We start from the raw sequence: 19,180 nt of genomic DNA, 5'->3' as shown, positions 1-19,180 counted from the left end.
AGAGAACGTCAAGTAGGAAAGAGGTCCGTATGTCAAAAATTTTAAAGATTACATATAGTCTCATCGGACTCGTCTTATTATCCATACTCGGATGGGTGATAGGAACGACCGGAGATTATGTGAGGTTACCTTATAGTTATCGTTGGCTAAGTTGGGATGTGGATAGACTTCCCAATTTCCTAGACCCGGTTTTATATTATTACTACTTCTGGGCAGCCATTGTATTATTTGTTATCACACTTATAGTGATATTAGTTATTATTTTTTATCCTAGGACATATACTGAGATTAAGTTACGTCAGAACAAGGGAATACTTTTATTGAAAAAATCAGCTATCGAAGGCTATGTTGCGACAGCTATCAAAGCGGCAGGTTTGATGCCAAAACCGACCGTCACTGCGACATTATACAAACATAAATTTAAAATTGATGTAGCTGGACAATTAGCTTCTCGTGTAGCAGTTGTCGATCAGATCAACGGCATTAAAGAAGGCATCGAGACTGGTTTAAGTGAATTCTTTGGTTTAGATTGCCCTGTTAATTTTAAAGTTTATGTCAAAGACATTGCTGACTCTGATCGTAAGCGTGTTGCTAGAAAACGTGTAGAATAGGAGACGTCTCATGGAATTTTATGAAAAATTCAAGTACCCCATTATTGGTGGCTTGGTAGGGTTAATCATCGCCATATTGCTCATGTCTTTTGGCCTATTTAAAACACTACTAGCAATCATTTTCATTCTTTTAGGAATTTATGGTGGCCTGTATGCCAAAAAAACAGGTATTATTGATCAATTTATCAATCGAAAATAAAGGAGACTTATTATGACTGAAACTTACATTAAAAACACATCTAAAGACTTAACACCTTCTATTCGTGGTGAATTGACCTATGATGACAAGGTGATTGAAAAAATTGTTGGATTAGCCCTTGAAAATGTTGATGGGTTATTAGGCGTGAATGGTGGCTTCCTTGCTAACTTAAAAGACAAATTGGTCAACACAGAATCTGTTCGTGATGGTGTCAATGTTGAAGTAGGGAAAAAACAGGTTGCTGTTGACTTAGATATTGTTGCAGAATATCAAAAACATGTACCAACCATTTACGATGCTATTAAAGCCATCGTCGAAAAAGAAGTTAAGAAAATGACAGACTTAGACGTCATTGAAGTTAACGTTAAAGTTGTTGACATTAAAACTAAGGAACAATTTGATGCTGAAAAAGTAAGCTTGCAAGATAAGGTGACTGACATGGCGCGTTCAACATCTGAATTTACGAGTCATCAAGTTGAAACTGTCAAAACTTCAGTTGGCGCAGGAGTTGAAAAACTTCAAGAACAACAAGCCGAACCACGCGTACAGTAATGTGTGAGTCGCCAGATCAGTAAGAGGAGGATATGCTATGTCAGATAAAAAATGGAATGCTAAATTAGACCAAGCCGGTGGTAAAGTAAAAGAGGGACTTGGTAAGGTTGCTGGAGATAAATCTTTAGAAACTGAAGGTAAAGTTGATCAAGTCGCTGGAAAGGTAAAAGAAGTTGCAGCAGATGCCAAGGATACCCTAAAAGGACTTGTCAAAGGTTTAGATGAGAAGAAATAAACAGCATAAAGGAGTCATAATGGAAACAACTCAAATTAAAAGTACCCTTACTTATGACGACAAGGTCATCGAAAAAATTGTTGGTCATGCTTTGGAAAACGTTGGCGGGTTGCTAGCTGTTACAGGTGGATTTTTCTCAAATATCAAAAATAATTTGGTGAATTCTGCTTCTGTAACAGATGGTGTTTCAGTTGAAGTTGGTAGCAAGGAGGTAGCAGTTGATTTAGCAATCATTGTGGAATATGGTAAAGATATTCCTGCTATTGTAGAATCCATTAAAGCTATCGTTTCTCAAAACGTTGATAGCATGACCCATTTGAGAGTAGTTGAAGTGAATGTTAACGTTGTTGATATTCGTACCAAAGAAGAGCACGAAGCAGCAAGCGTTACCGTGCAAGATCGTGTGACGAGTGCCGCTTCAAACACCTCACAATTTGTGTCAGAGCAAACAGAGAAGTTAAAAGAAACTGTTTCTAATACCGTAGATAGTGATGAGACAGCTAAATAAGCAATCTGCTGGGAGACATTCTGAGGGATACACGTACGGGCTGGTCTTTACCAGCTCTTTTTATCACGGCTGAAAAGGTGGGGTCTATTGTCATCTCTTGGAAAATGTGCTTTAATTAGATAAGAATGTCCTAGATTGTAAGTAAGGAGTAATACATATGACAAGTCATAAAAAGGAGATAACGAGCTCAAAGTATCAAAAAATTGCCCTTTCAGTTGCTGAACGTATTGCAAGTGGTGAGTATGAAGTGGGGGAGAAGTTAAAATCACGAACTACCATTGCTTCAACCTTTAATGTCTCGCCGGAAACAGCTCGTAAGGGATTAAATATTTTAGCGGACCTTAAAATTTTGACCCTAAAACATGGTAGCGGTGCTATTGTCTTATCGAAAGAAAAAGCCATTGATTTTATTAACCAGTATGAGTCAACACATTCCATTGCTGTTCTAAAAGAAAAAATTCGAGAAACGATTCACGATCAAGAAAAAGCTATGGAACAGATGGCTGTCTTGGTCAATGATTTCTTGATGCAAAGCCAATCCATTAGTAAGCAATATCCATTAGCACCCTACGAAATTATTTGCAGTCATGATTCAGAACATTTTGGAAAATCTATTGGTGCTCTTAATATTTGGCATCAAACGGGTGCTACCATTGTTGCCATTGAGCATGCAGGTAAATTTACCATTTCCCCAGGCCCTTATGCTGTCATTGAAAAAGGGGATCATATTTACTTTGTTGGAGATGAATCAGTCATTTCGCGAATGAAGACCTTCTTCAATTTACGAAGAGGCTTATGAGTTTTTGGGGGGTCCTCAAACTTTTTTTATTGAGCATTATAAAAAGAACGTGATTTCAGCCGCTTTTTTGGTCGGTCACAATATTTTGGAAACCAGTAATGGTAGTCAAAAATTGGTAACAGAAATCCTTGATGAGTTGCAGAAATTTGAGGTAAGAACATCGTAGCCAGCGCGGTTATAAAGTCTCTGTGCTAAGGTAGGACAAGGTTTGAGTGAGGACTTGTCGGGTGTCTGTGTAGATTTCAGCCTGGTTTAACAAACGATATAAATCATCTAGAGTGTCATTTTTGAAGCGATTCATCATGTTAAATGTATCAGTGTAGTGGAGGTAAAAGGGTTCCTCGATTGATACCAGCCTTTTTGGCAAGGTCAGAGACAGTAAGGGTTTCAAAGGATTGTTTAGTTAGTAAGGCGGTAAAGGCAGTTTTTAAATAAGCTTTGGTCTTCCGTATGTCTTTTGGTCATTCATAGGTAGTCTTTAAATCAACAGTTGTGTCAGGTTTGTTCTTGTTAAATATTTAGGGGCATTATATAATAAGGCTATCATTAAATCAATACTATCTTCAAATAAAGGAGGGGCAGATGGCTTTTATTGAATTAAAACAGGTTTCAAAATCTTATCAGGTAGGAGAGACGACTGTCCTTGCCAACCGCGACGTGTCTTTTGAGATTAATAAAGGAGAACTGGTGGTTATTTTAGGAGCATCCGGAGCTGGTAAATCAACAGTCCTCAATATTTTTGGGGGGATGGACACAGTGGATGCAGGTCAAGTGATTATTGATGGCAAAGACATTGCTCATTACACGTCTAAGGCTTTAACTCAGTATCGTCGGAATACTATTGGTTTCGTTTTTCAATTTTATAATTTGGTTCCGAATTTGACAGCTAAAGAAAATGTTGAATTAGCAGTTGAAATTGTAGCAGATGCTTTAGATCCTGTGACCATTTTAAACGAAGTAGGACTCAATCATCGCTTAGATCATTTTCCTGCTCAGCTCTCAGGCGGTGAACAGCAACGGGTTTCGATAGCTCGTGCCTTAGCTAAAAATCCTAAATTGCTTCTTTGCGATGAACCCACAGGTGCACTTGACTACCAAACAGGAAAACAAATTTTAACCCTCTTACAAGATATGGCACGAACTAAGGGGGCAACGGTAGTTATTGTAACCCACAATGCTGCCATTGCTCCAATAGCTGATCGTGTCATTTTTATGCATGATGCACAGGTTACCAAGACAGTCATTAATAAGGAGCCTGCAAGCATTGCGACAATTGATTATTAAGAGGAAGGAAGTCCTATGATAAAGAAAACCTTATGGAAGGATATTCTGAGAGCTATCAAAAATAGTAAAGGGCGATTCATTTCCTTATTTTTCCTAATGGCCTTAGGCTCTTTTGCCTTGGTTGGTCTTAAAGTAACTGGTCCAGATATGGAACGAACAGCTAGCCGTTACCTCGACAAACATCAGGTGATGGACCTAACGGTACTAGCTTCTCATCAATTTTCCCAAGCCGATAAACAAGAGTTAAATACGTTAAAAGGGGCTTATTTAGAATATGGTCATCTGCTTGATGTCAGTCTAACCAGCAACCAAAAATCCCTTAGGCTCTATAGTGTGCCAAAGAAAGTGTCTAAGCCAGTCTTGGTTAATGGGAGTTGGCCAAAGAGGGAGATGGATTTGGTATTATCCTCCTCACTTGCTAAACATTACCAAATCGGCGATGAATTAGCAATTACCTCACCTATGGAAGGTTTGCTGACGACAACCCGTTTTCAAGTGGTCGGCTTTGCGAATTCTTCAGAAGTTTGGTCCAAGTCCAATTTAGGAAGTTCCTCAACCGGAGATGGAAGTCTCTATGCTTATGCTTTCGTTAATCCTAACGTTTTTAAAAGTACTTCTAATCTTCTGCGCATTCGTTTTACTAATCTTCGTCTAGCTAACGCTTTTTCCAAAGACTACCAGAAAAGGGTAGCTCAAAACCAAACTCATTTGGATCATCTGCTTAAAGATAATGGCCAGAAGCGCTATACTGAACTCCAAAATCAGTATGACCTTACCTTAAAAAATGGCAGAGCAGCACTGGCAAAGGAAAAAGTAAAACTAGCGGCGAGTGAGGAGAACTTAACATTTTTAGAAGGCTTTGCCTTACAAGAAGCTAAGGATCAGATTGAACAAGGCAAACAAGCATTAGCCAAGGAGGAAAAGCAGTTAGATCAGGTGCAAGCTGCAAAAGATAAGCTAGAAAAACCTAGTTACCTGACTTATAATCGTTCGACCCTACCAGGAGGAGAAGGATATCATACTTATGCAACTTCAACGACCTCCATTTCAAATGTTGGAAATATTTTTCCTGTTGTTCTTTACCTCGTAGCTGCTCTAGTGGCCTTTACCACCATGACACGTTACGTTGATGAAGAAAGAACAAGCTCTGGTCTATTAAAAGCCATTGGTTATTCTAACAAGGATATCAGTTTAAAGTTTCTTATCTATGGCCTTTTAGCTAGTTTTTTAGGAACAACTTTAGGTATTATTGGGGGAACTTACCTCTTATCTACCTTGATTTCAGAGATTTTAACAGGAGCTTTGACTATTGGCAAGACGCACCTTTATAGTTATTGGTCTTATAATAGCATAGCTTACTTGCTGGCTATGTTATCTGCCGTTTTGCCAGCCTATTTAATTGTCAAAAAAGAATTATTCCTCAATGCAGCTCAGCTACTGCTTCCTAAACCTCCTAGTAAGGGGGGAAAGATTTGGTTGGAACACCTTACTTTTGTCTGGAAAGCTCTTTCCTTTACTAACAAGGTGACCATTCGTAATATTTTCCGCTATAAACAAAGAATGCTGATGACTGTAGTAGGCGTTGCAGGCTCAGTAGCTCTTTTATTTGCAGGCTTAGGGATTCAGTCGTCATTAGCCAAAGTAGTTGAGCGTCAATTTGGTGATTTAACGACTTATGATATTTTGGCTGTTGGTTCATCCAAAGCGAAAGCAACAGAGCAAGCTGACTTAGCAAGCTATCTTAAACAAGAACCTGTTACAGGGTATCAAAAGGTATCTTATGCCAGTTTAACCCTTCCTGTAAAGGGGCTGCCTGATAAACAAAACATTTCCATGTTATCAAGTTCAGCTGCTTCTCTTAGCCCCTATTTTAATCTGCTGGATAGTCAGAAGCAGAAGAAACTTACCATTCCAACCTCTGGTGTTTTGATTTCTGAGAAATTAGCCTCCTATTACAAGGTAAAATCGGGTGATCAGTTGGTATTGATTAATCAGGAAGGACAGTCTTATAAGGTGACGATTAAACAGGTTATTGACATGACAGTTGGCCATTATCTGATAATGTCTGATACCTATTTTAAGAATCATTTCAAAGGATTGGAAACAGCTCCTGCCTATCTGATTAAGGTAAAAGGCAAAGACAGCAAGCACATAAAGGAGACAGCCAGTGATTTGTTAACCTTAAAAGCGATTAGAGCAGTTTCACAAAATGCCAATCACATTAAATCTGTTCAACTAGTAGTCGCCTCTCTTAATCAGGTCATGACTCTCCTTGTCTTCTTGTCTATTTTATTAGCAATCGTTATCCTTTATAATTTAACGACCATTAATATTGCTGAGCGCATTCGAGAATTATCCACTATTAAAGTTCTGGGATTTTACGATCAAGAGGTCACTTTATATATTTATCGAGAAACTATTTCGCTATCCTTAGTAGGCATTCTTTTAGGTATCTATTTAGGGAAAGGTCTGCACGCCTATATCATGACAATGATTTCGACTGGGGATATTCAATTTGATGTAAAGGTTGATGCCTATGTTTACCTAGTGCCAATCCTAGTAATCCTTAGCTTGTTAGTGGTATTAGGTATCTGGGTTAACCATCATTTAAAAAAGGTTGATATGTTAAAAGCTTTGAAATCCATTGATTGATTGGAGGGAAAATAGGGATAAGCAACATTTGCAAAATAGGTCACATTATGATAGTATCTAAATACTATAATTTAATAGAAAGATACTCTGTATGAAAAATAGCATTGAGGCCTATCTAGCAGATAGCAGAGAAAAGATAACATTAGGTACAGTTGTTGATTGCTTTAAAGGAAAAGCAGTATCAAGTAAGGTTGATCCCGGTGAGGTAGGGCTGATTAATTTGTCTGACATGGGCACCTTAGGGATTCACTATGAGCAATTAAGGACCTTTACAATGGATCGTAGGCAGCTCTTGCGTTATCTTTTGGAAGAAGGAGACGTGTTAATCGCATCTAAGGGAACCTTAAAAAAAGTCTGTGTCTTTCACAAGCAAGACCGTGATGTCGTGGCATCGTCCAATATTACTGTGTTGCGTCCCAAACAAACCTTGAGGGGTTACTATATCAAATTCTTCTTAGATTCTCCTATTGGTCAAGCCCTTTTAGATGCAGCAGATCACGGTAAAGATGTCATCAATCTTTCAACCAAAGAATTACTAAATATTCCAATTCCGCTGATTCCCCTAGTGAAACAAGATTATCTAATTAATCAATATTTGCGAGGCTTAAATGACTATCATCGAAAATTGAAACGGGCTGAGCAGGAATGGCAGTTTATTCAACACGAAATTCAAAAGGGATTAGGTTAGGAGTTAGTAATGAGTTCAGTTGAACGTACTTTGAAAATGACTTTGGCCACTATTGTTGCTATTCTAATAGCCTACCAACTTCATTTAGATTTCGGTATTTCAGCAGGTATTATTGCTCTATTGAGTGTCTTGGATACTCGTAAGTCCAGTTTATTGGTTGCTAGGAATCGTTTTCTATCCTTTTTCTTGGCTTTTGGAATAGCGATGCTTTGTTTTAGTTTTCTGGGCTATACGACGGTAGCATTTGCAGCTTATTTAGTGCTTACCATTCCCTTGCTTTATCGTTTTGGAATAGAAGCAGGACTAGTCCCTATCACTGTCCTTGTGACTCATTTGATTGCTGAAAAAAGCAGTCAGTTACCAGTATTATGGAATGAGTTTTTACTCTTTTTTATAGGAACTGGAATAGCTTTGCTTTTTAATGCGTATATGGGCTCGCAAGATCAAGAGATACGCCGCTATCATCAAATCGTCGAAGATGATCTCAAGGCTATTTTATACCGGTTTGAAAGCTTTTTGTTAGAAGGTCAGGGGCAAAATGAAGGGTTAATGATTAAAAGACTTGACAAAATCTTGGAAGAAGCTTTGCAGTTGGTTTATCGGGAAAGACATAATCGTTTATTTCATCAGACTAACTATCAGGTTCATTATTTTGAAATGCGGCGTCAGCAAAACAGGTTATTGGGTCAGATGGCAGTCAATGTCAACAAAATAAGCAGTCAAAGCAGGGAAAGTATTCTTTTGTCACACTTATTTCACGAAACAGGACGCCAGTTGAGCGAAGAAAACTCTGCCTTAACCTTAATTGATGACATCGAACAATTGCTCGAAACCTTTCGTCAGCGGGCTCTTCCACAAACCCGTGAAGAGTTTGAAAGACGGTCTATTTTATTTCAACTGTTACAAGATTTAGAACGTTTTATTTTATTGAAAGTTGACTTCTATCAAGATTATCAAAAGGATTAGTTTCTTCGGGAGAATCCTCTCACTTCTTAAATGCTTGGGACTTAACTTCCTAAGCATTTTTGCTATAATAAAAGGAAGAATCTCAGAATGGAGACAAGATGAACGAAATAAAATGCCCTCATTGTCATACACTATTTACTATCAATGAGTCAGAATACAGTCAATTATTGGATCAGGTCAGAGGACAAGCCTTTGATGAGGAATTACAAAAACGGTTATCAAATGAAATAGCCCTAGTCGAAGAGAAATCGAAGCATCGGTTACAAGAGATTGTGGCACAAAAAGAAACGGCTATTGCTGGCTTGACCACTCAATTGGAGCAAATAGAAAAAGAACAAATCTATCTCAGGCAAGAAGAACTAGCTAAAAAAGACCAGTTTATTGCCTCTTTAGAAGCGAAGCTGGATAAATTAGCCTCACAGAATGCTTTGGAATTAGCTAATCAATTAGCTGAGAAGGACAAGGAAGTGGTGAACTTGACTAATCAGTTGGAAAAAATGGCATTGGAAAAAGATGCCAAACTACAATCGGCAATTAGTCAAATGGAAAAAGAGCGAGATGTAGCTAAAAACCAATTGGCGCTTCAAATCAAAGAAAGTGAACTCTCGTTGGCTTCGGTACGCAGCGACTACGAAGCACAGTTAAAAGCGGCTAATGAGCAAGTTGAATTTTATAAAAACTTTAAAGCGCAGCAATCAACCAAGGCTATCGGTGAAAGCTTAGAGTTGTATGCTGAAACGGAATTTAACAAGGTAAGAAGTTATGCTTTTCCTAATGCCAGCTTTGCCAAAGACAATCAGTTATCAAGTCGTGGGTCAAAGGGAGATTATATTTATCGAGAAGTTGATGCTAACGGTGTGGAAATTTTGTCCATTATGTTTGAGATGAAAAATGAGGCAGATACCACAAAAACTAAACATAAAAATAGCGATTTTTTTAAGGAATTGGATAAGGACCGTCGTGAAAAAAATTGTGAATATGCGGTTTTGGTAAGCATGTTGGAAGCAGATAATGATTATTACAATACTGGCATTGTAGATGTGAGTCATGAATACGAGAAAATGTATGTGGTCCGCCCTCAACTCTTTATCCAATTGATTGGCATTTTACGAAATGCTGCCTTGAATAGTTTGCAATACAAGCAAGAGTTAGCCTTAGTGAAAGAGCAAAATATTGACATCACCCATTTTGAAGAGGATTTGGAACAGTTTAAGAGTGCTTTTGCGAAGAATTACCAATCTGCCAGCACCAATTTTAAAAAGGCGATTGACGAAATTGATAAATCGATTAAACGGATGGAAGAGGTCAAACGCTTTTTGACAACAAGTGAAAATCAGTTGCGCTTGGCAAACAATAAGTTAGACGACGTTTCTGTCAAAAAATTGACCCGTCAAAACCCGACCATGCGTGATAAGTTTGAAACCTTAAAAACTAAGGATTCCTAGTCATTAGTTGCTACTTGAGAGTGAGTTAAGAGCTTATTTTGGCAAATATGGTTAGAAAAGAGAAGAATGGAATCAGTAAAGAATTACTAACTAGAGAGAATAAAAAGAAGACATGATAAATGGAATCATCAACTTAAAAAAAGAAACAGGCATGACCTCACATGATGCGGTTTTTAAATTACGTAAGTTATTACAAGAAAAAAAGATTGGCCATGGCGGTACCCTTGACCCCGATGTAGTTGGGGTTTTACCTATTGCTGTTGGTAAAGCGACTCGTGTTATTGAATACATGACCGAAGCTGGAAAAATCTATGAAGGACAAATCACCCTAGGTTATTCGACCACAACCGAAGATGCTAGCGGAGAGATTGTTGCAAGGAGCCATTTACCAGACACATTGTCAGAAGAGATGGTGGATCAAGCCATGACTAACTTTGTTGGGCAGATTAGTCAAATCCCTCCTATGTACTCAGCTGTTAAGGTTAATGGGCGTAAGCTATATGACTATGCGCGGGCAGGTGAAAGTGTAGAACGTCCCAAAAGAGAAGTGACTATTTCTCAGTTTGAACGCACCAGTCCTTTAACCTTTACTGAAGACGGACTTTGCAGGTTTTCCTTTAAAGTTGCTTGTAGCAAAGGGACTTATGTACGAACCTTGGCTGTTGATTTAGGGCGTGCTCTGGGTATTGAAAGTCACATGTCCTTTTTACAGCGAACAGCTTCTGCGGGTCTAACGTTAGAGACAGCCTATACCTTGGGAGAAATTGCGGAGCTCCTGTCTCAGAATGACATGGGATTCTTATTGCCGATTGAATATGGCGTTAACGACTTGCCTAAATTGGTCATTAACGATAGCGAGATGACAGAAATTTCATTTGGACGTCGCCTGACATTACCTAGTCAAGCCCCCTTGTTGGCTGTTTTTTATGGGGAAAAATTAATTGCTATTTTAGAAAAGCGTGGTAACGAATACAAACCAAGGAAAGTTCTTATTTGAGTTGCATTTAGTAAGTAGAATGGAAAATTATGGACATTGAATATATCAAAGGTTATCAAGACATTAAACAAGAAGAAGACACTGTATTAGTATTGGGTTATTTTGATGGTCTGCACCGTGGACACAAGGCATTATTTGATAAGGCGAGAGAGATTGCTAAAGCAGAACAGTTAGCGATTGTGACCCTAACTTTTAATGAATCGCCCAAGTTAAACTTTTCGCGTTTTTCTCCAGAGCTTTTGCTTCATATTGTTCCTCCGGAAAAACGACAGGAAAAATTTGCTGATTATGGTGTTGATCGCCTATATTTGATTAATTTCACGTCTGCTTTTTCGATGGTCTCTTCCGATGATTTTATTGCTCATTATATCAAGCGATTAAAAGCTAAACATATTGTGGTGGGGTTTGATTATAAATTTGGTCATAATCGTACGGATAGTGATTATTTAGCTCGAAACTTTGATGGCAAGGTTCACACGATTCCAGAAGTAACAGAGGATCATGAAAAAATTTCTTCAACCCGCATTCGAAAACTGATTTTAGAAGGGAAGGTGGCCAAGGCTAACCAATTATTAGGTTACGACTTATCCACTCGTGGCATGGTGGTTCATGGAGATGCGCGCGGTCGAACCATTGGTTTTCCAACAGCAAATCTGGCTCCTCTTGATAGAACTTATTTGCCAGCAGATGGCGTTTATGTGACAGATGTGCTTGTTAATGGGAAAAAATACCGTTCCATGACAAGTATAGGCAAAAATGTTACCTTTGGTGGAAAAGAATTACGGCTAGAGGTCAATATTTTTGATTTTAAAGGGGATATTTATGGCGAATCTGTCGAAATTATTTGGTTAGACAAGATTCGAGATATGGCCAAATTTGACGGTATTGAAGGTCTTGTAGAGCAATTAGAGCTTGATAAAGAAAGGGCATTAAATTGGAAAAAAGATAGCCAACCGCTTTAATTTTTTGTATAATAAGGTAAGTAAAATTGATAGAGGAAAAATATGGTTACCTTATTTTTATCACCTAGCTGCACCAGTTGCCGTAAGGCAAGGGCATGGCTAATAAAACATGAAGTTGACTTTCAAGAACATAATATTATTACAAGCCCACTGAGTCGCGATGAATTGATGTCAATCCTTTCTTTTACAGAGAATGGGACAGAGGATATTATTTCAACGCGTTCAAAAGTTTTTCAAAAACTTGATATTGATGTGGAAGAACTGTCGATTTCGGATTTGATTGACTTAATTGCAAAAAATCCAAGTCTTCTTCGTCGTCCTATCATTATGGATAAAAAACGCATGCAAATCGGATTTAATGAAGATGAAATTAGAGCCTTTTTGCCAAGAGATTATCGTAAACAGGAATTACGTCAAGCAACTATAAAAGCAGAGATTGAGGGATAGTATGGCAGGTAATTATCATTATCCACTTGACTTAAGTTGGAGCACTGAAGAAATTTCCTCAGTGCTCCATTTTTTGACCAGAGTGGAATTAGCTTATGAAGATAAGGTCAAAGCAGAAGAGCTTTTAGACAGCTACAAGGCTTATAAAACCATTGTTAAAAGCAAGGCACAAGAAAAACAAATTGACCGAGATTTTCAAAAAGTAAGTGGTTACTCTACTTATCAAGCAGTAAAAAAAGCAAAGGCAATTGAGAAAGGATTCTTTTCCCTTGGAAACTAAATACGCATTTGCAAAGCAAATCATTAAAGAAGCAGGGCTTTTTATCAAATCCAAAATGTCAGAGCAGTTAGATATTCAGGTAAAAACACAATTTGACGATCTGGTTACCAATGTTGATCAAGAAACTCAGCAGTTACTGATGGATCGTATTCATCAGACCTATCCTTATGATGCCATTTTAGCTGAAGAAAATGACGTTCGTCATCCCATTAATCAAGGAAATGTTTGGGTCATCGATCCCATCGATGGGACAGTTAACTTTATTGTGCAGAGGTCACAATTTGCAGTGATGATTGCCTATTATGAACAAGGAATTGGCCAATTTGGACTGATTTATGATGTGATGGCAGATCAATTACTAGCTGGTGGAGGTGATTTTGACGTCACTTTAAATGGCGATAGGCTTCCAGCTTACCAAGAAAAACCTTTAGAGCGTAGCTTAATTGGCTGTAATGCAGGCATGTTTGCTAGAAATGATAGTAACCTTGCTCATCTAATTGCCCAGACTTTGGGGGTAAGGGTTTACGGAGGTGCAGGTATCTGCATGGTTAAGGTCATGAAGCAGGAATTACTGGCCTATTTTTCGACCATTCACCCATGGGATTACGCAGCAGCAAAGGTTTTAGGAGACAAGCTGGGCTATGTTCTCTTGACCCTTGATGGACAAGAGCCTGATTTTCAGTCACGACAGAAAATCATGTTTGTCCCTAAATGCCAACTCGCTAGGATAGTGTCTTTTCTAACAAAGGACGCTACCGTCACACTTGAAAATCAATAGAAATGATGTCATTACCAAAAGAATTTATTAACACTTATCAAGCGATACTAGGTCAAGAATTAGAAGATTTCTTGGCAAGTTTTAACCAAGAACCCGTCAGTGCTTTTCGGATTAATCCCTTAAAGAACCAGTTGAAAACCTTTGATCATCCCATTCCAAATACCTTATGGGGATATTATGGTAAACTATCTGGCAAGTCTCCAGAGCATGTCTCGGGTTTGGTTTATTCCCAAGAACCAGCGGCTCAAATGGTGGCACAAGTAGCGGCTCCTCAAAAGGGGAGTCGTGTTTTAGACTTAGCAGCGGCACCAGGAGGAAAATCGACTCATTTATTAGCTTATTTAGACAACACGGGTCTTTTAGTCAGCAACGACATTTCTAAGAAGCGCAGCAAGGTTTTGGTTGAAAACATTGAACGTTTTGGGGCTCGAAATGTTGTGGTGACTAATGAATCCGCAGATCGTTTAGCCAAGGTATTTTCTCATTATTTTGATACTATCGTCTTTGATGGGCCATGTTCTGGTGAAGGAATGTTTCGTAAGGACCCTGATGCTATTCAATATTGGCATCAAGGCTACCCCGCAGAATGTGCCAAACTACAAAAATTTATTTTAGAAGATGCCCTAACCATGTTAAAACCAGGAGGAGAATTGATATACTCAACCTGTACTTGGTCTCCTGAAGAAAATGAAGGTGTTGTGCAGTGGCTCTTAGAGACTTATGACTTTTTAGAACTGGTTGATGTTCCAAAACTAAATGGAATGGTTAGTGGTATTGGATTTCCAGAGACTGCTAGAATGTATCCCCATCGTTATCAGGGAGAAGGGCAATTTGTGGCTAAGCTAAAAGATAATCGTCAAGAAGGACAAAGCACTAAACTAAAAGCGCCTAAATCCAATTTGAGTAAAGATCAGTTACATCTTTGGAAAACGTTTGAAAAAGACCATCTAAACCTTACCCTATCAGGAACGCTGCAAACCTTTGGTGAATACTTATACCTTTTACCAGATGGTCTTCCTGCTTTAGATAGCCTTAAAATTGCGCGGAACGGTTTAGAATTAGGTGTCTTCAAGAAGAAACGCTTTGAACCCTCTTACGCCTTAGGATTGGCTTTAAAGCCTGATGAGGTTCGGGCATCTATTGACCTTAGAGAGGAAGACTTTAGGCCCTATGTGTCGGGTAATGTCATTACTTTGCCCCAATCTTATCCAACAGGCTGGTACCAATTACTCATTAATGGCAATGGTCTAGGATTTGCCAAGGTTGTTGACAAGACCATTAAAAATAATTTTCCTAAAGGGTTAAGATTTTAGCGTGAAAAATAAGATTAAAATGTTAAAAATTTAAAGAAAAAATTCTTTTAAAGCGTAGGTAGATATGTTACTATAAAGAATATGTAGCATTTAGTTTCTACATATGTACCCTTTATTTTTATGAATAGGAAATACAATAATGAAAAAGACAAAGAAATTCTTTTTGTTAAGCCTTTTGGCCTTATCAACTCTCTTTTTATCCGCATGTTCAAGTTGGATTGATAAAGGTGAGTCGATAACTGCCGTAGGGTCAACAGCGCTACAGCCATTGGTGGAAGCAGCTGCTGATGAATTTGGGAGTAATAACTTAGGGAAATCTGTTAATGTCCAAGGTGGTGGTTCTGGTACAGGATTGTCTCAAGTACAATCTGGTGCTGTTCAAATTGGCAATAGCGATGTCTTTGCGGAAGAAAAAGATGGGATTGATGCTTCTAAATTAGTTGACCATCAGGTAGCTGTTGCGGGACTTGCAGTTATTGCCAATCCTAAAGTCAAGGTTTCCAATCTCAGCAGTCAACAGCTGCAAAAGATTTTTTCAGGAGAATATACCAATTGGAAACAAGTTGGAGGACAAAATCTCGCCATTTCAGTCATTAATCGCGCCGCTAGTTCTGGCTCACGAGCAACCTTTGACAGTGTTATCATGAAAGGAGTCAATGCTAAACAAAGTCAGGAACAGGATTCTAATGGGATGGTTAAGTCGATTGTTTCTCAAACACCAGGTGCCATTTCTTACCTTTCCTTTGCCTACGTTGATTCATCCGTTAAATCCTTGCAATTAAATGGATTTAAGGCAAACGCTAAGAATGTGGCTACAAATGATTGGCCAATCTGGTCCTACGAACACATGTACACCAAAGGAAAACCAACAGGATTGACCAAGGAATTTCTTGACTACATGTTATCAGAAGATGTTCAGAATCATATCGTTACCCACATGGGTTATATTTCGACAACTGACATGAAGGTCACAAAAACCCATGATGGCAAAGTCATGGATAAATAATGGGGGAATTATGAAAAATCAGGAATTGGCTAAAAAATTAGTCTCACCATCAAAAAATTCAAGGCTTGAAACCTTTGGCCGTACCATTACATTTTTGTGTCTGGCTTTGATTGTTTTTATCGTTGCGATGATTCTGCTCTTCGTTGCTCAAAAAGGATTGTCAACCTTCTTTGTTGACAAGATTAATCTTTTGGATTTCTTGTTTGGTAAGGAATGGCAACCAAGTGTGAAAAATGCGGACGGTGTTCCTTATCTTGGTGCTCTACCTATGATTACAGGATCCTTTTTGGTTACCATTTTGTCTGCTATTATTGCCACCCCATTTGCTATTGGTGCAGCTGTTTTTATGACTGAAATTTCACCTAAATATGGTGCTAAATTATTGCAGCCTGCGGTTGAGCTTTTGGTTGGGATTCCTTCTGTTGTTTATGGGTTTATCGGTTTGCAGGTCATTGTTCCTTTCATGCGTTCTATCTTTGGTGGGACAGGTTTTGGGATTTTGTCAGGGGTTTGTGTCTTGTTTGTTATGATTTTACCAACAGTGACCTTTATGACAACAGACAGTCTGCGGGCGGTGCCTCGTCATTACCGCGAAGCGTCTATGGCTATGGGGGCAACCCGTTGGCAAACCATTTGGCGTGTTGTCCTTAATGCAGCTCGTCCAGGTATTTTTACCGCCGTTATTTTTGGAATGGCAAGAGCTTTTGGGGAAGCTTTGGCTATCCAAATGGTAGTCGGTAACTCTGCGGTTATGCCAGAGTCTCTAACAACCCCAGCGGCTACCCTAACCTCCGTCTTGACAATGGGGATCGGTAATACCGTTATGGGAACGGTCCAAAATAATGTGCTTTGGTCCCTTGCCCTAGTCTTATTATTAATGAGTCTGGCCTTCAATTCCCTTGTCAAATTAATCACGAAAGAGAGAAAGAGAAATTATGAACGCTAAAAAAATCGATAAAGTAGCAACTGGTACTCTTTATACCATTGCTGGAATTATTGTAGCTATTTTAGCTTCATTAATTCTGTATATCCTTGTCCGTGGTTTACCGCATATTAGTTGGTCCTTTTTAACAGGCAAATCATCTTCTTATGAAGCTGGTGGAGGTATTGGGATTCAGTTATATAACTCTTTTTTCCTATTGATTGTTACTTTGATTATTTCAATTCCTCTTTCAACAGGGGCGGGGATCTATTTAGCAGAATATGCTAAAAAGGGTCCTATCACAAATTTCATTAGAACCTGTATTGAGATTCTATCTTCTTTACCATCCGTAGTCGTTGGTCTCTTTGGTTATTTGATTTTCGTTGTTCAATTTGAGTATGGCTTTTCTATTATTTCAGGGGCCCTTGCTCTGACTGTCTTTAACCTTCCTCAAATGACACGGAATGTCGAGGATAGTCTACTGCACGTTCATCATACCCAGAGAGAAGCAGGATTAGCGTTGGGCTTGTCACGTTGGGAAACAGTTTTCCATGTGGTTATCCCAGAAGCTCTCCCAGGAATTGTAACGGGTATTGTCTTAGCTTCAGGCCGTATTTTTGGTGAAGCGGCAGCGCTTATCTATACTGCTGGTCAGTCAGCGCCAGCTCTTGATTGGTCAAATTGGAACCCACTTAGTGTAACCAGTCCAATCTCTATCTTCCGTCAATCTGAGACCCTTGCCGTTCATATTTGGAAAGTTAATAGTGAAGGAACCATTCCAGATGCTACTCTTGTATCCGCAGGAAGTGCAGCAGTGCTATTAATTTTTATCCTTATTTTCAACTTTTCAGCTCGCTTTATTGGGAAGAAACTTCATTCTAAGATGACAGCGGCCAAATAAGATAGTGGAGAAATCATGACAGAATACAATTGGAATGAACGTCATATCATTACATTTCCAGAAGAAACGATTGCTCTAGCAACCAAGGACTTGCATGTCTATTATGGTGCTAAGGAAGCCATCAAAGGGATTGATATGCAGTTTGAAAAAAATAAAATTACCGCCTTGATTGGTCCATCTGGTTGTGGCAAATCAACCTATCTTCGCAGCCTTAACCGCATGAACGATACTATTGATATTGCTAAGGTTACTGGCGAAATCCTCTATCAAGGCATTGATGTTAACCGTCAAGACATGAATGTTTACGAGATTCGAAAACAGTTGGGAATGGTTTTTCAAAGACCCAATCCTTTTGCAAAATCCATTTATAAAAATATTACTTTTGCCCATGAAAGAGCTGGTGTGAAAGACAAACAAGTGTTAGATGAGATCGTTGAAACCTCACTGAAACAAGCAGCCTTGTGGGATCAAGTTAAGGATGACCTTCATAAATCAGCCTTTACCTTGTCAGGTGGGCAGCAACAACGCTTATGTATTGCTAGAGCCATCTCTGTCAAACCTGATATTCTATTAATGGATGAACCTGCCTCTGCTCTTGACCCGATTGCGACCATGCAGTTGGAGGAAACCATGTTTGAATTGAAGAAGGACTACACCATTATTATTGTGACCCATAACATGCAACAAGCAGCTCGTGCTAGTGATTACACTGCCTTCTTCTATTTAGGCGACCTTATTGAATATGATAAGACACGTAATATTTTTCAAAATGCGCAATGTCAGTCAACGAACGACTACGTTTCAGGGCACTTTGGTTAGAAAGGGGATATGATGACAGAACCTATTTTACAAATCAGAGACCTTTCTGTTTACTACAATCAAAAGAAAACCCTCAAAGACGTTTCCTTGGATTTTTATCCTAATGAAATAACGGCTTTAATTGGTCCATCTGGATCTGGAAAATCAACCCTCTTGCGCTCTATCAACCGAATGAATGATTTGAACCCTGAAGTAACTTTTACAGGATCTATCGTCTATAATGGACACAATATTTATAGTCCAAGGACAGATACGGTTGATTTACGCAAAGAAATCGGCATGGTATTCCAACAACCCAACCCATTTCCTATGTCTATTTATGAGAATGTGGTTTATGGGCTTCGCTTAAAAGGTATTAAAGATAAGGCAATCTTGGACCACGCGGTTGAAACTTCTCTGAAAGGTGCCTCTATTTGGGAGGAAGTCAAAGATCGCTTGCATGATTCTGCTGTTGGCTTGTCAGGTGGGCAGCAACAACGTGTTTGTGTCGCCAGAGTTCTTGCGACAAGTCCTAAAATCATTCTTTTAGATGAGCCAACTTCAGCCCTTGATCCGATTTCAGCTGGTAAAATCGAAGAAACCCTTTTTTCGTTAAAGAAAGATTATACCATGGTTATTGTGACACGCTCTATGCAACAGGCGTCTCGCCTGTCAGACCGAACAGGTTTCTTCCTAGAAGGTGATTTGCTTGAATTTGGTCCAACAAAAGCCATGTTCATGAATCCTAAACGTAAGGAAACCGAAGATTATATTTCTGGTAAATTTGGCTAATCATCTCTGGCAGATGGTCGTGGCAAACACCTTTATAGCCTTATA

22 protein-coding genes and 1 pseudogene are annotated in these 19,180 nt (G+C 38.9%); 22 read left to right on the top strand and 1 reads right to left on the bottom strand.

The window, feature by feature from the left end:
* The first annotated feature begins 29 nt into the window (after positions 1–29).
* The 6 genes from amaP to EL097_RS08695 all read left to right on the top strand — a co-directional run bounded on the left by amaP (position 30) and on the right by EL097_RS08695 (position 2,904).
* A complete protein-coding gene (gene amaP / locus EL097_RS08720; RefSeq protein WP_003048254.1) occupies positions 30–611 on the top strand; it encodes an alkaline shock response membrane anchor protein AmaP in 582 nt (193 codons plus the stop codon).
* A gap of 10 nt (positions 612–621) precedes the next feature.
* Positions 622–810, top strand: a complete 189-nt coding sequence (locus EL097_RS08715) for a DUF2273 domain-containing protein (protein WP_003048256.1) — start codon at positions 622–624, stop codon at positions 808–810.
* 12 nt (positions 811–822) lie between these two features.
* On the top strand, positions 823–1,362 hold the full coding sequence (locus EL097_RS08710) for an Asp23/Gls24 family envelope stress response protein (RefSeq protein WP_003048257.1): 540 nt from the start codon (positions 823–825) through the stop codon (positions 1,360–1,362).
* Between the two features lie 37 nt (positions 1,363–1,399).
* A complete protein-coding gene (locus tag EL097_RS08705; protein ID WP_003048260.1) occupies positions 1,400–1,597 on the top strand; it encodes a CsbD family protein in 198 nt (65 codons plus the stop codon).
* A gap of 19 nt (positions 1,598–1,616) precedes the next feature.
* Positions 1,617–2,105: an Asp23/Gls24 family envelope stress response protein gene (locus EL097_RS08700; RefSeq protein ID WP_003048262.1), complete on the top strand. Its 489-nt coding sequence runs from the start codon at positions 1,617–1,619 to the stop codon at positions 2,103–2,105.
* A gap of 157 nt (positions 2,106–2,262) precedes the next feature.
* Positions 2,263–2,904, top strand: a complete 642-nt coding sequence (locus EL097_RS08695; RefSeq protein ID WP_003048264.1) for a TrkA C-terminal domain-containing protein — start codon at positions 2,263–2,265, stop codon at positions 2,902–2,904.
* 67 nt (positions 2,905–2,971) lie between these two features.
* On the opposite strand, the pseudogene EL097_RS08690 reads toward EL097_RS08695, so the two are convergent.
* Positions 2,972–3,369: pseudogene (locus EL097_RS08690) on the bottom strand (TetR/AcrR family transcriptional regulator); the annotation flags it as partial.
* A 117-nt stretch (positions 3,370–3,486) separates the two neighbouring features.
* Between EL097_RS08690 and EL097_RS08685 the strand changes: the two are divergent.
* From EL097_RS08685 to pstB (EL097_RS08610), 16 genes are all read left to right on the top strand, one after another.
* Positions 3,487–4,188: an ABC transporter ATP-binding protein gene (locus EL097_RS08685; RefSeq protein ID WP_003048269.1), complete on the top strand. Its 702-nt coding sequence runs from the start codon at positions 3,487–3,489 to the stop codon at positions 4,186–4,188.
* Positions 4,189–4,203: 15 nt separating this feature from the next.
* The gene (locus EL097_RS08680) at positions 4,204–6,840 is read left to right on the top strand and encodes an FtsX-like permease family protein (protein ID WP_003048271.1); all 2,637 of its coding nucleotides are present in this window, start codon (positions 4,204–4,206) and stop codon (positions 6,838–6,840) included.
* Positions 6,841–6,931: 91 nt separating this feature from the next.
* A complete protein-coding gene (locus tag EL097_RS08675; RefSeq protein ID WP_003048273.1) occupies positions 6,932–7,528 on the top strand; it encodes a restriction endonuclease subunit S domain-containing protein in 597 nt (198 codons plus the stop codon).
* A gap of 9 nt (positions 7,529–7,537) precedes the next feature.
* Positions 7,538–8,494 (top strand): aromatic acid exporter family protein, encoded by a 957-nt coding sequence (locus EL097_RS08670; RefSeq protein ID WP_003048275.1) that lies wholly within the window; start codon positions 7,538–7,540, stop codon positions 8,492–8,494.
* Positions 8,495–8,592: 98 nt separating this feature from the next.
* On the top strand, positions 8,593–9,939 hold the full coding sequence (locus EL097_RS08665) for a DUF2130 domain-containing protein (protein ID WP_003048277.1): 1,347 nt from the start codon (positions 8,593–8,595) through the stop codon (positions 9,937–9,939).
* Positions 9,940–10,051: 112 nt separating this feature from the next.
* The gene (gene truB / locus EL097_RS08660; protein ID WP_003048279.1) at positions 10,052–10,936 is read left to right on the top strand and encodes a tRNA pseudouridine(55) synthase TruB; all 885 of its coding nucleotides are present in this window, start codon (positions 10,052–10,054) and stop codon (positions 10,934–10,936) included.
* Positions 10,937–10,965: 29 nt separating this feature from the next.
* Positions 10,966–11,898 (top strand): bifunctional riboflavin kinase/FAD synthetase, encoded by a 933-nt coding sequence (locus EL097_RS08655; RefSeq protein WP_003048280.1) that lies wholly within the window; start codon positions 10,966–10,968, stop codon positions 11,896–11,898.
* Between the two features lie 42 nt (positions 11,899–11,940).
* The gene (locus EL097_RS08650; RefSeq protein WP_003048282.1) at positions 11,941–12,345 is read left to right on the top strand and encodes a Spx/MgsR family RNA polymerase-binding regulatory protein; all 405 of its coding nucleotides are present in this window, start codon (positions 11,941–11,943) and stop codon (positions 12,343–12,345) included.
* 1 nt (position 12,346) lies between these two features.
* Positions 12,347–12,625, top strand: a complete 279-nt coding sequence (locus tag EL097_RS08645; RefSeq protein ID WP_003048284.1) for a UPF0223 family protein — start codon at positions 12,347–12,349, stop codon at positions 12,623–12,625.
* Positions 12,615–13,403: an inositol monophosphatase family protein gene (locus tag EL097_RS08640; RefSeq protein ID WP_003048286.1), complete on the top strand. Its 789-nt coding sequence runs from the start codon at positions 12,615–12,617 to the stop codon at positions 13,401–13,403. The genes EL097_RS08645 and EL097_RS08640 overlap by 11 nt, the downstream gene beginning before the upstream one ends.
* Positions 13,404–13,408: 5 nt before the next feature.
* Positions 13,409–14,716, top strand: coding sequence for an RsmF rRNA methyltransferase first C-terminal domain-containing protein (locus EL097_RS08635; protein ID WP_301951227.1), 1,308 nt, complete (start codon positions 13,409–13,411; stop codon positions 14,714–14,716).
* A 139-nt stretch (positions 14,717–14,855) separates the two neighbouring features.
* Entirely contained in the window at positions 14,856–15,722 is an 867-nt protein-coding gene (locus EL097_RS08630; RefSeq protein ID WP_003048290.1) for a phosphate ABC transporter substrate-binding protein PstS family protein, read from the top strand.
* A 10-nt stretch (positions 15,723–15,732) separates the two neighbouring features.
* Positions 15,733–16,668: a phosphate ABC transporter permease subunit PstC gene (pstC, locus tag EL097_RS08625; protein WP_003048292.1), complete on the top strand. Its 936-nt coding sequence runs from the start codon at positions 15,733–15,735 to the stop codon at positions 16,666–16,668.
* Positions 16,658–17,545 (top strand): phosphate ABC transporter permease PstA, encoded by an 888-nt coding sequence (pstA, locus tag EL097_RS08620; protein WP_003048294.1) that lies wholly within the window; start codon positions 16,658–16,660, stop codon positions 17,543–17,545. Before pstC ends, pstA begins: the two co-directional genes overlap by 11 nt.
* Positions 17,546–17,560: 15 nt before the next feature.
* The gene (gene pstB, locus EL097_RS08615; protein WP_003048296.1) at positions 17,561–18,364 is read left to right on the top strand and encodes a phosphate ABC transporter ATP-binding protein PstB; all 804 of its coding nucleotides are present in this window, start codon (positions 17,561–17,563) and stop codon (positions 18,362–18,364) included.
* A gap of 12 nt (positions 18,365–18,376) precedes the next feature.
* A complete protein-coding gene (gene pstB, locus EL097_RS08610) occupies positions 18,377–19,135 on the top strand; it encodes a phosphate ABC transporter ATP-binding protein PstB (protein ID WP_003048297.1) in 759 nt (252 codons plus the stop codon).
* The last annotated feature ends 45 nt before the right edge of the window (positions 19,136–19,180 follow it).

Origin of the sequence: Streptococcus canis (assembly GCF_900636575.1) — a bacterium.
GTDB classification, from domain to species: Bacteria; Bacillota; Bacilli; order Lactobacillales; family Streptococcaceae; genus Streptococcus; species Streptococcus canis.
Note: the sequence above shows the minus strand (reverse complement) of the source record. Positions and strands in the feature narration are given on the sequence as shown.

Bases quoted from the DNA above. Each gene is read 5' to 3' on its own strand.
- amaP (WP_003048254.1), top strand. From the start codon at position 30: ATGTCAAAAATTTTAAAGATTACATATAGTCTCATCGGACTCGTCTTA.
- EL097_RS08715 (WP_003048256.1), top strand. From the start codon at position 622: ATGGAATTTTATGAAAAATTCAAGTACCCCATTATTGGTGGCTTGGTA.
- EL097_RS08710 (WP_003048257.1), top strand. From the start codon at position 823: ATGACTGAAACTTACATTAAAAACACATCTAAAGACTTAACACCTTCT.
- EL097_RS08705 (WP_003048260.1), top strand. From the start codon at position 1,400: ATGTCAGATAAAAAATGGAATGCTAAATTAGACCAAGCCGGTGGTAAA.
- EL097_RS08700 (WP_003048262.1), top strand. From the start codon at position 1,617: ATGGAAACAACTCAAATTAAAAGTACCCTTACTTATGACGACAAGGTC.
- EL097_RS08695 (WP_003048264.1), top strand. From the start codon at position 2,263: ATGACAAGTCATAAAAAGGAGATAACGAGCTCAAAGTATCAAAAAATT.
- EL097_RS08685 (WP_003048269.1), top strand. From the start codon at position 3,487: ATGGCTTTTATTGAATTAAAACAGGTTTCAAAATCTTATCAGGTAGGA.
- EL097_RS08680 (WP_003048271.1), top strand. From the start codon at position 4,204: ATGATAAAGAAAACCTTATGGAAGGATATTCTGAGAGCTATCAAAAAT.
- EL097_RS08675 (WP_003048273.1), top strand. From the start codon at position 6,932: ATGAAAAATAGCATTGAGGCCTATCTAGCAGATAGCAGAGAAAAGATA.
- EL097_RS08670 (WP_003048275.1), top strand. From the start codon at position 7,538: ATGAGTTCAGTTGAACGTACTTTGAAAATGACTTTGGCCACTATTGTT.
- EL097_RS08665 (WP_003048277.1), top strand. From the start codon at position 8,593: ATGAACGAAATAAAATGCCCTCATTGTCATACACTATTTACTATCAAT.
- truB (WP_003048279.1), top strand. From the start codon at position 10,052: ATGATAAATGGAATCATCAACTTAAAAAAAGAAACAGGCATGACCTCA.
- EL097_RS08655 (WP_003048280.1), top strand. From the start codon at position 10,966: ATGGACATTGAATATATCAAAGGTTATCAAGACATTAAACAAGAAGAA.
- EL097_RS08650 (WP_003048282.1), top strand. From the start codon at position 11,941: ATGGTTACCTTATTTTTATCACCTAGCTGCACCAGTTGCCGTAAGGCA.
- EL097_RS08645 (WP_003048284.1), top strand. From the start codon at position 12,347: ATGGCAGGTAATTATCATTATCCACTTGACTTAAGTTGGAGCACTGAA.
- EL097_RS08635 (WP_301951227.1), top strand. From the start codon at position 13,409: ATGTCATTACCAAAAGAATTTATTAACACTTATCAAGCGATACTAGGT.
- EL097_RS08630 (WP_003048290.1), top strand. From the start codon at position 14,856: ATGAAAAAGACAAAGAAATTCTTTTTGTTAAGCCTTTTGGCCTTATCA.
- pstC (WP_003048292.1), top strand. From the start codon at position 15,733: ATGAAAAATCAGGAATTGGCTAAAAAATTAGTCTCACCATCAAAAAAT.
- pstA (WP_003048294.1), top strand. From the start codon at position 16,658: ATGAACGCTAAAAAAATCGATAAAGTAGCAACTGGTACTCTTTATACC.
- pstB (WP_003048296.1), top strand. From the start codon at position 17,561: ATGACAGAATACAATTGGAATGAACGTCATATCATTACATTTCCAGAA.
- pstB (WP_003048297.1), top strand. From the start codon at position 18,377: ATGACAGAACCTATTTTACAAATCAGAGACCTTTCTGTTTACTACAAT.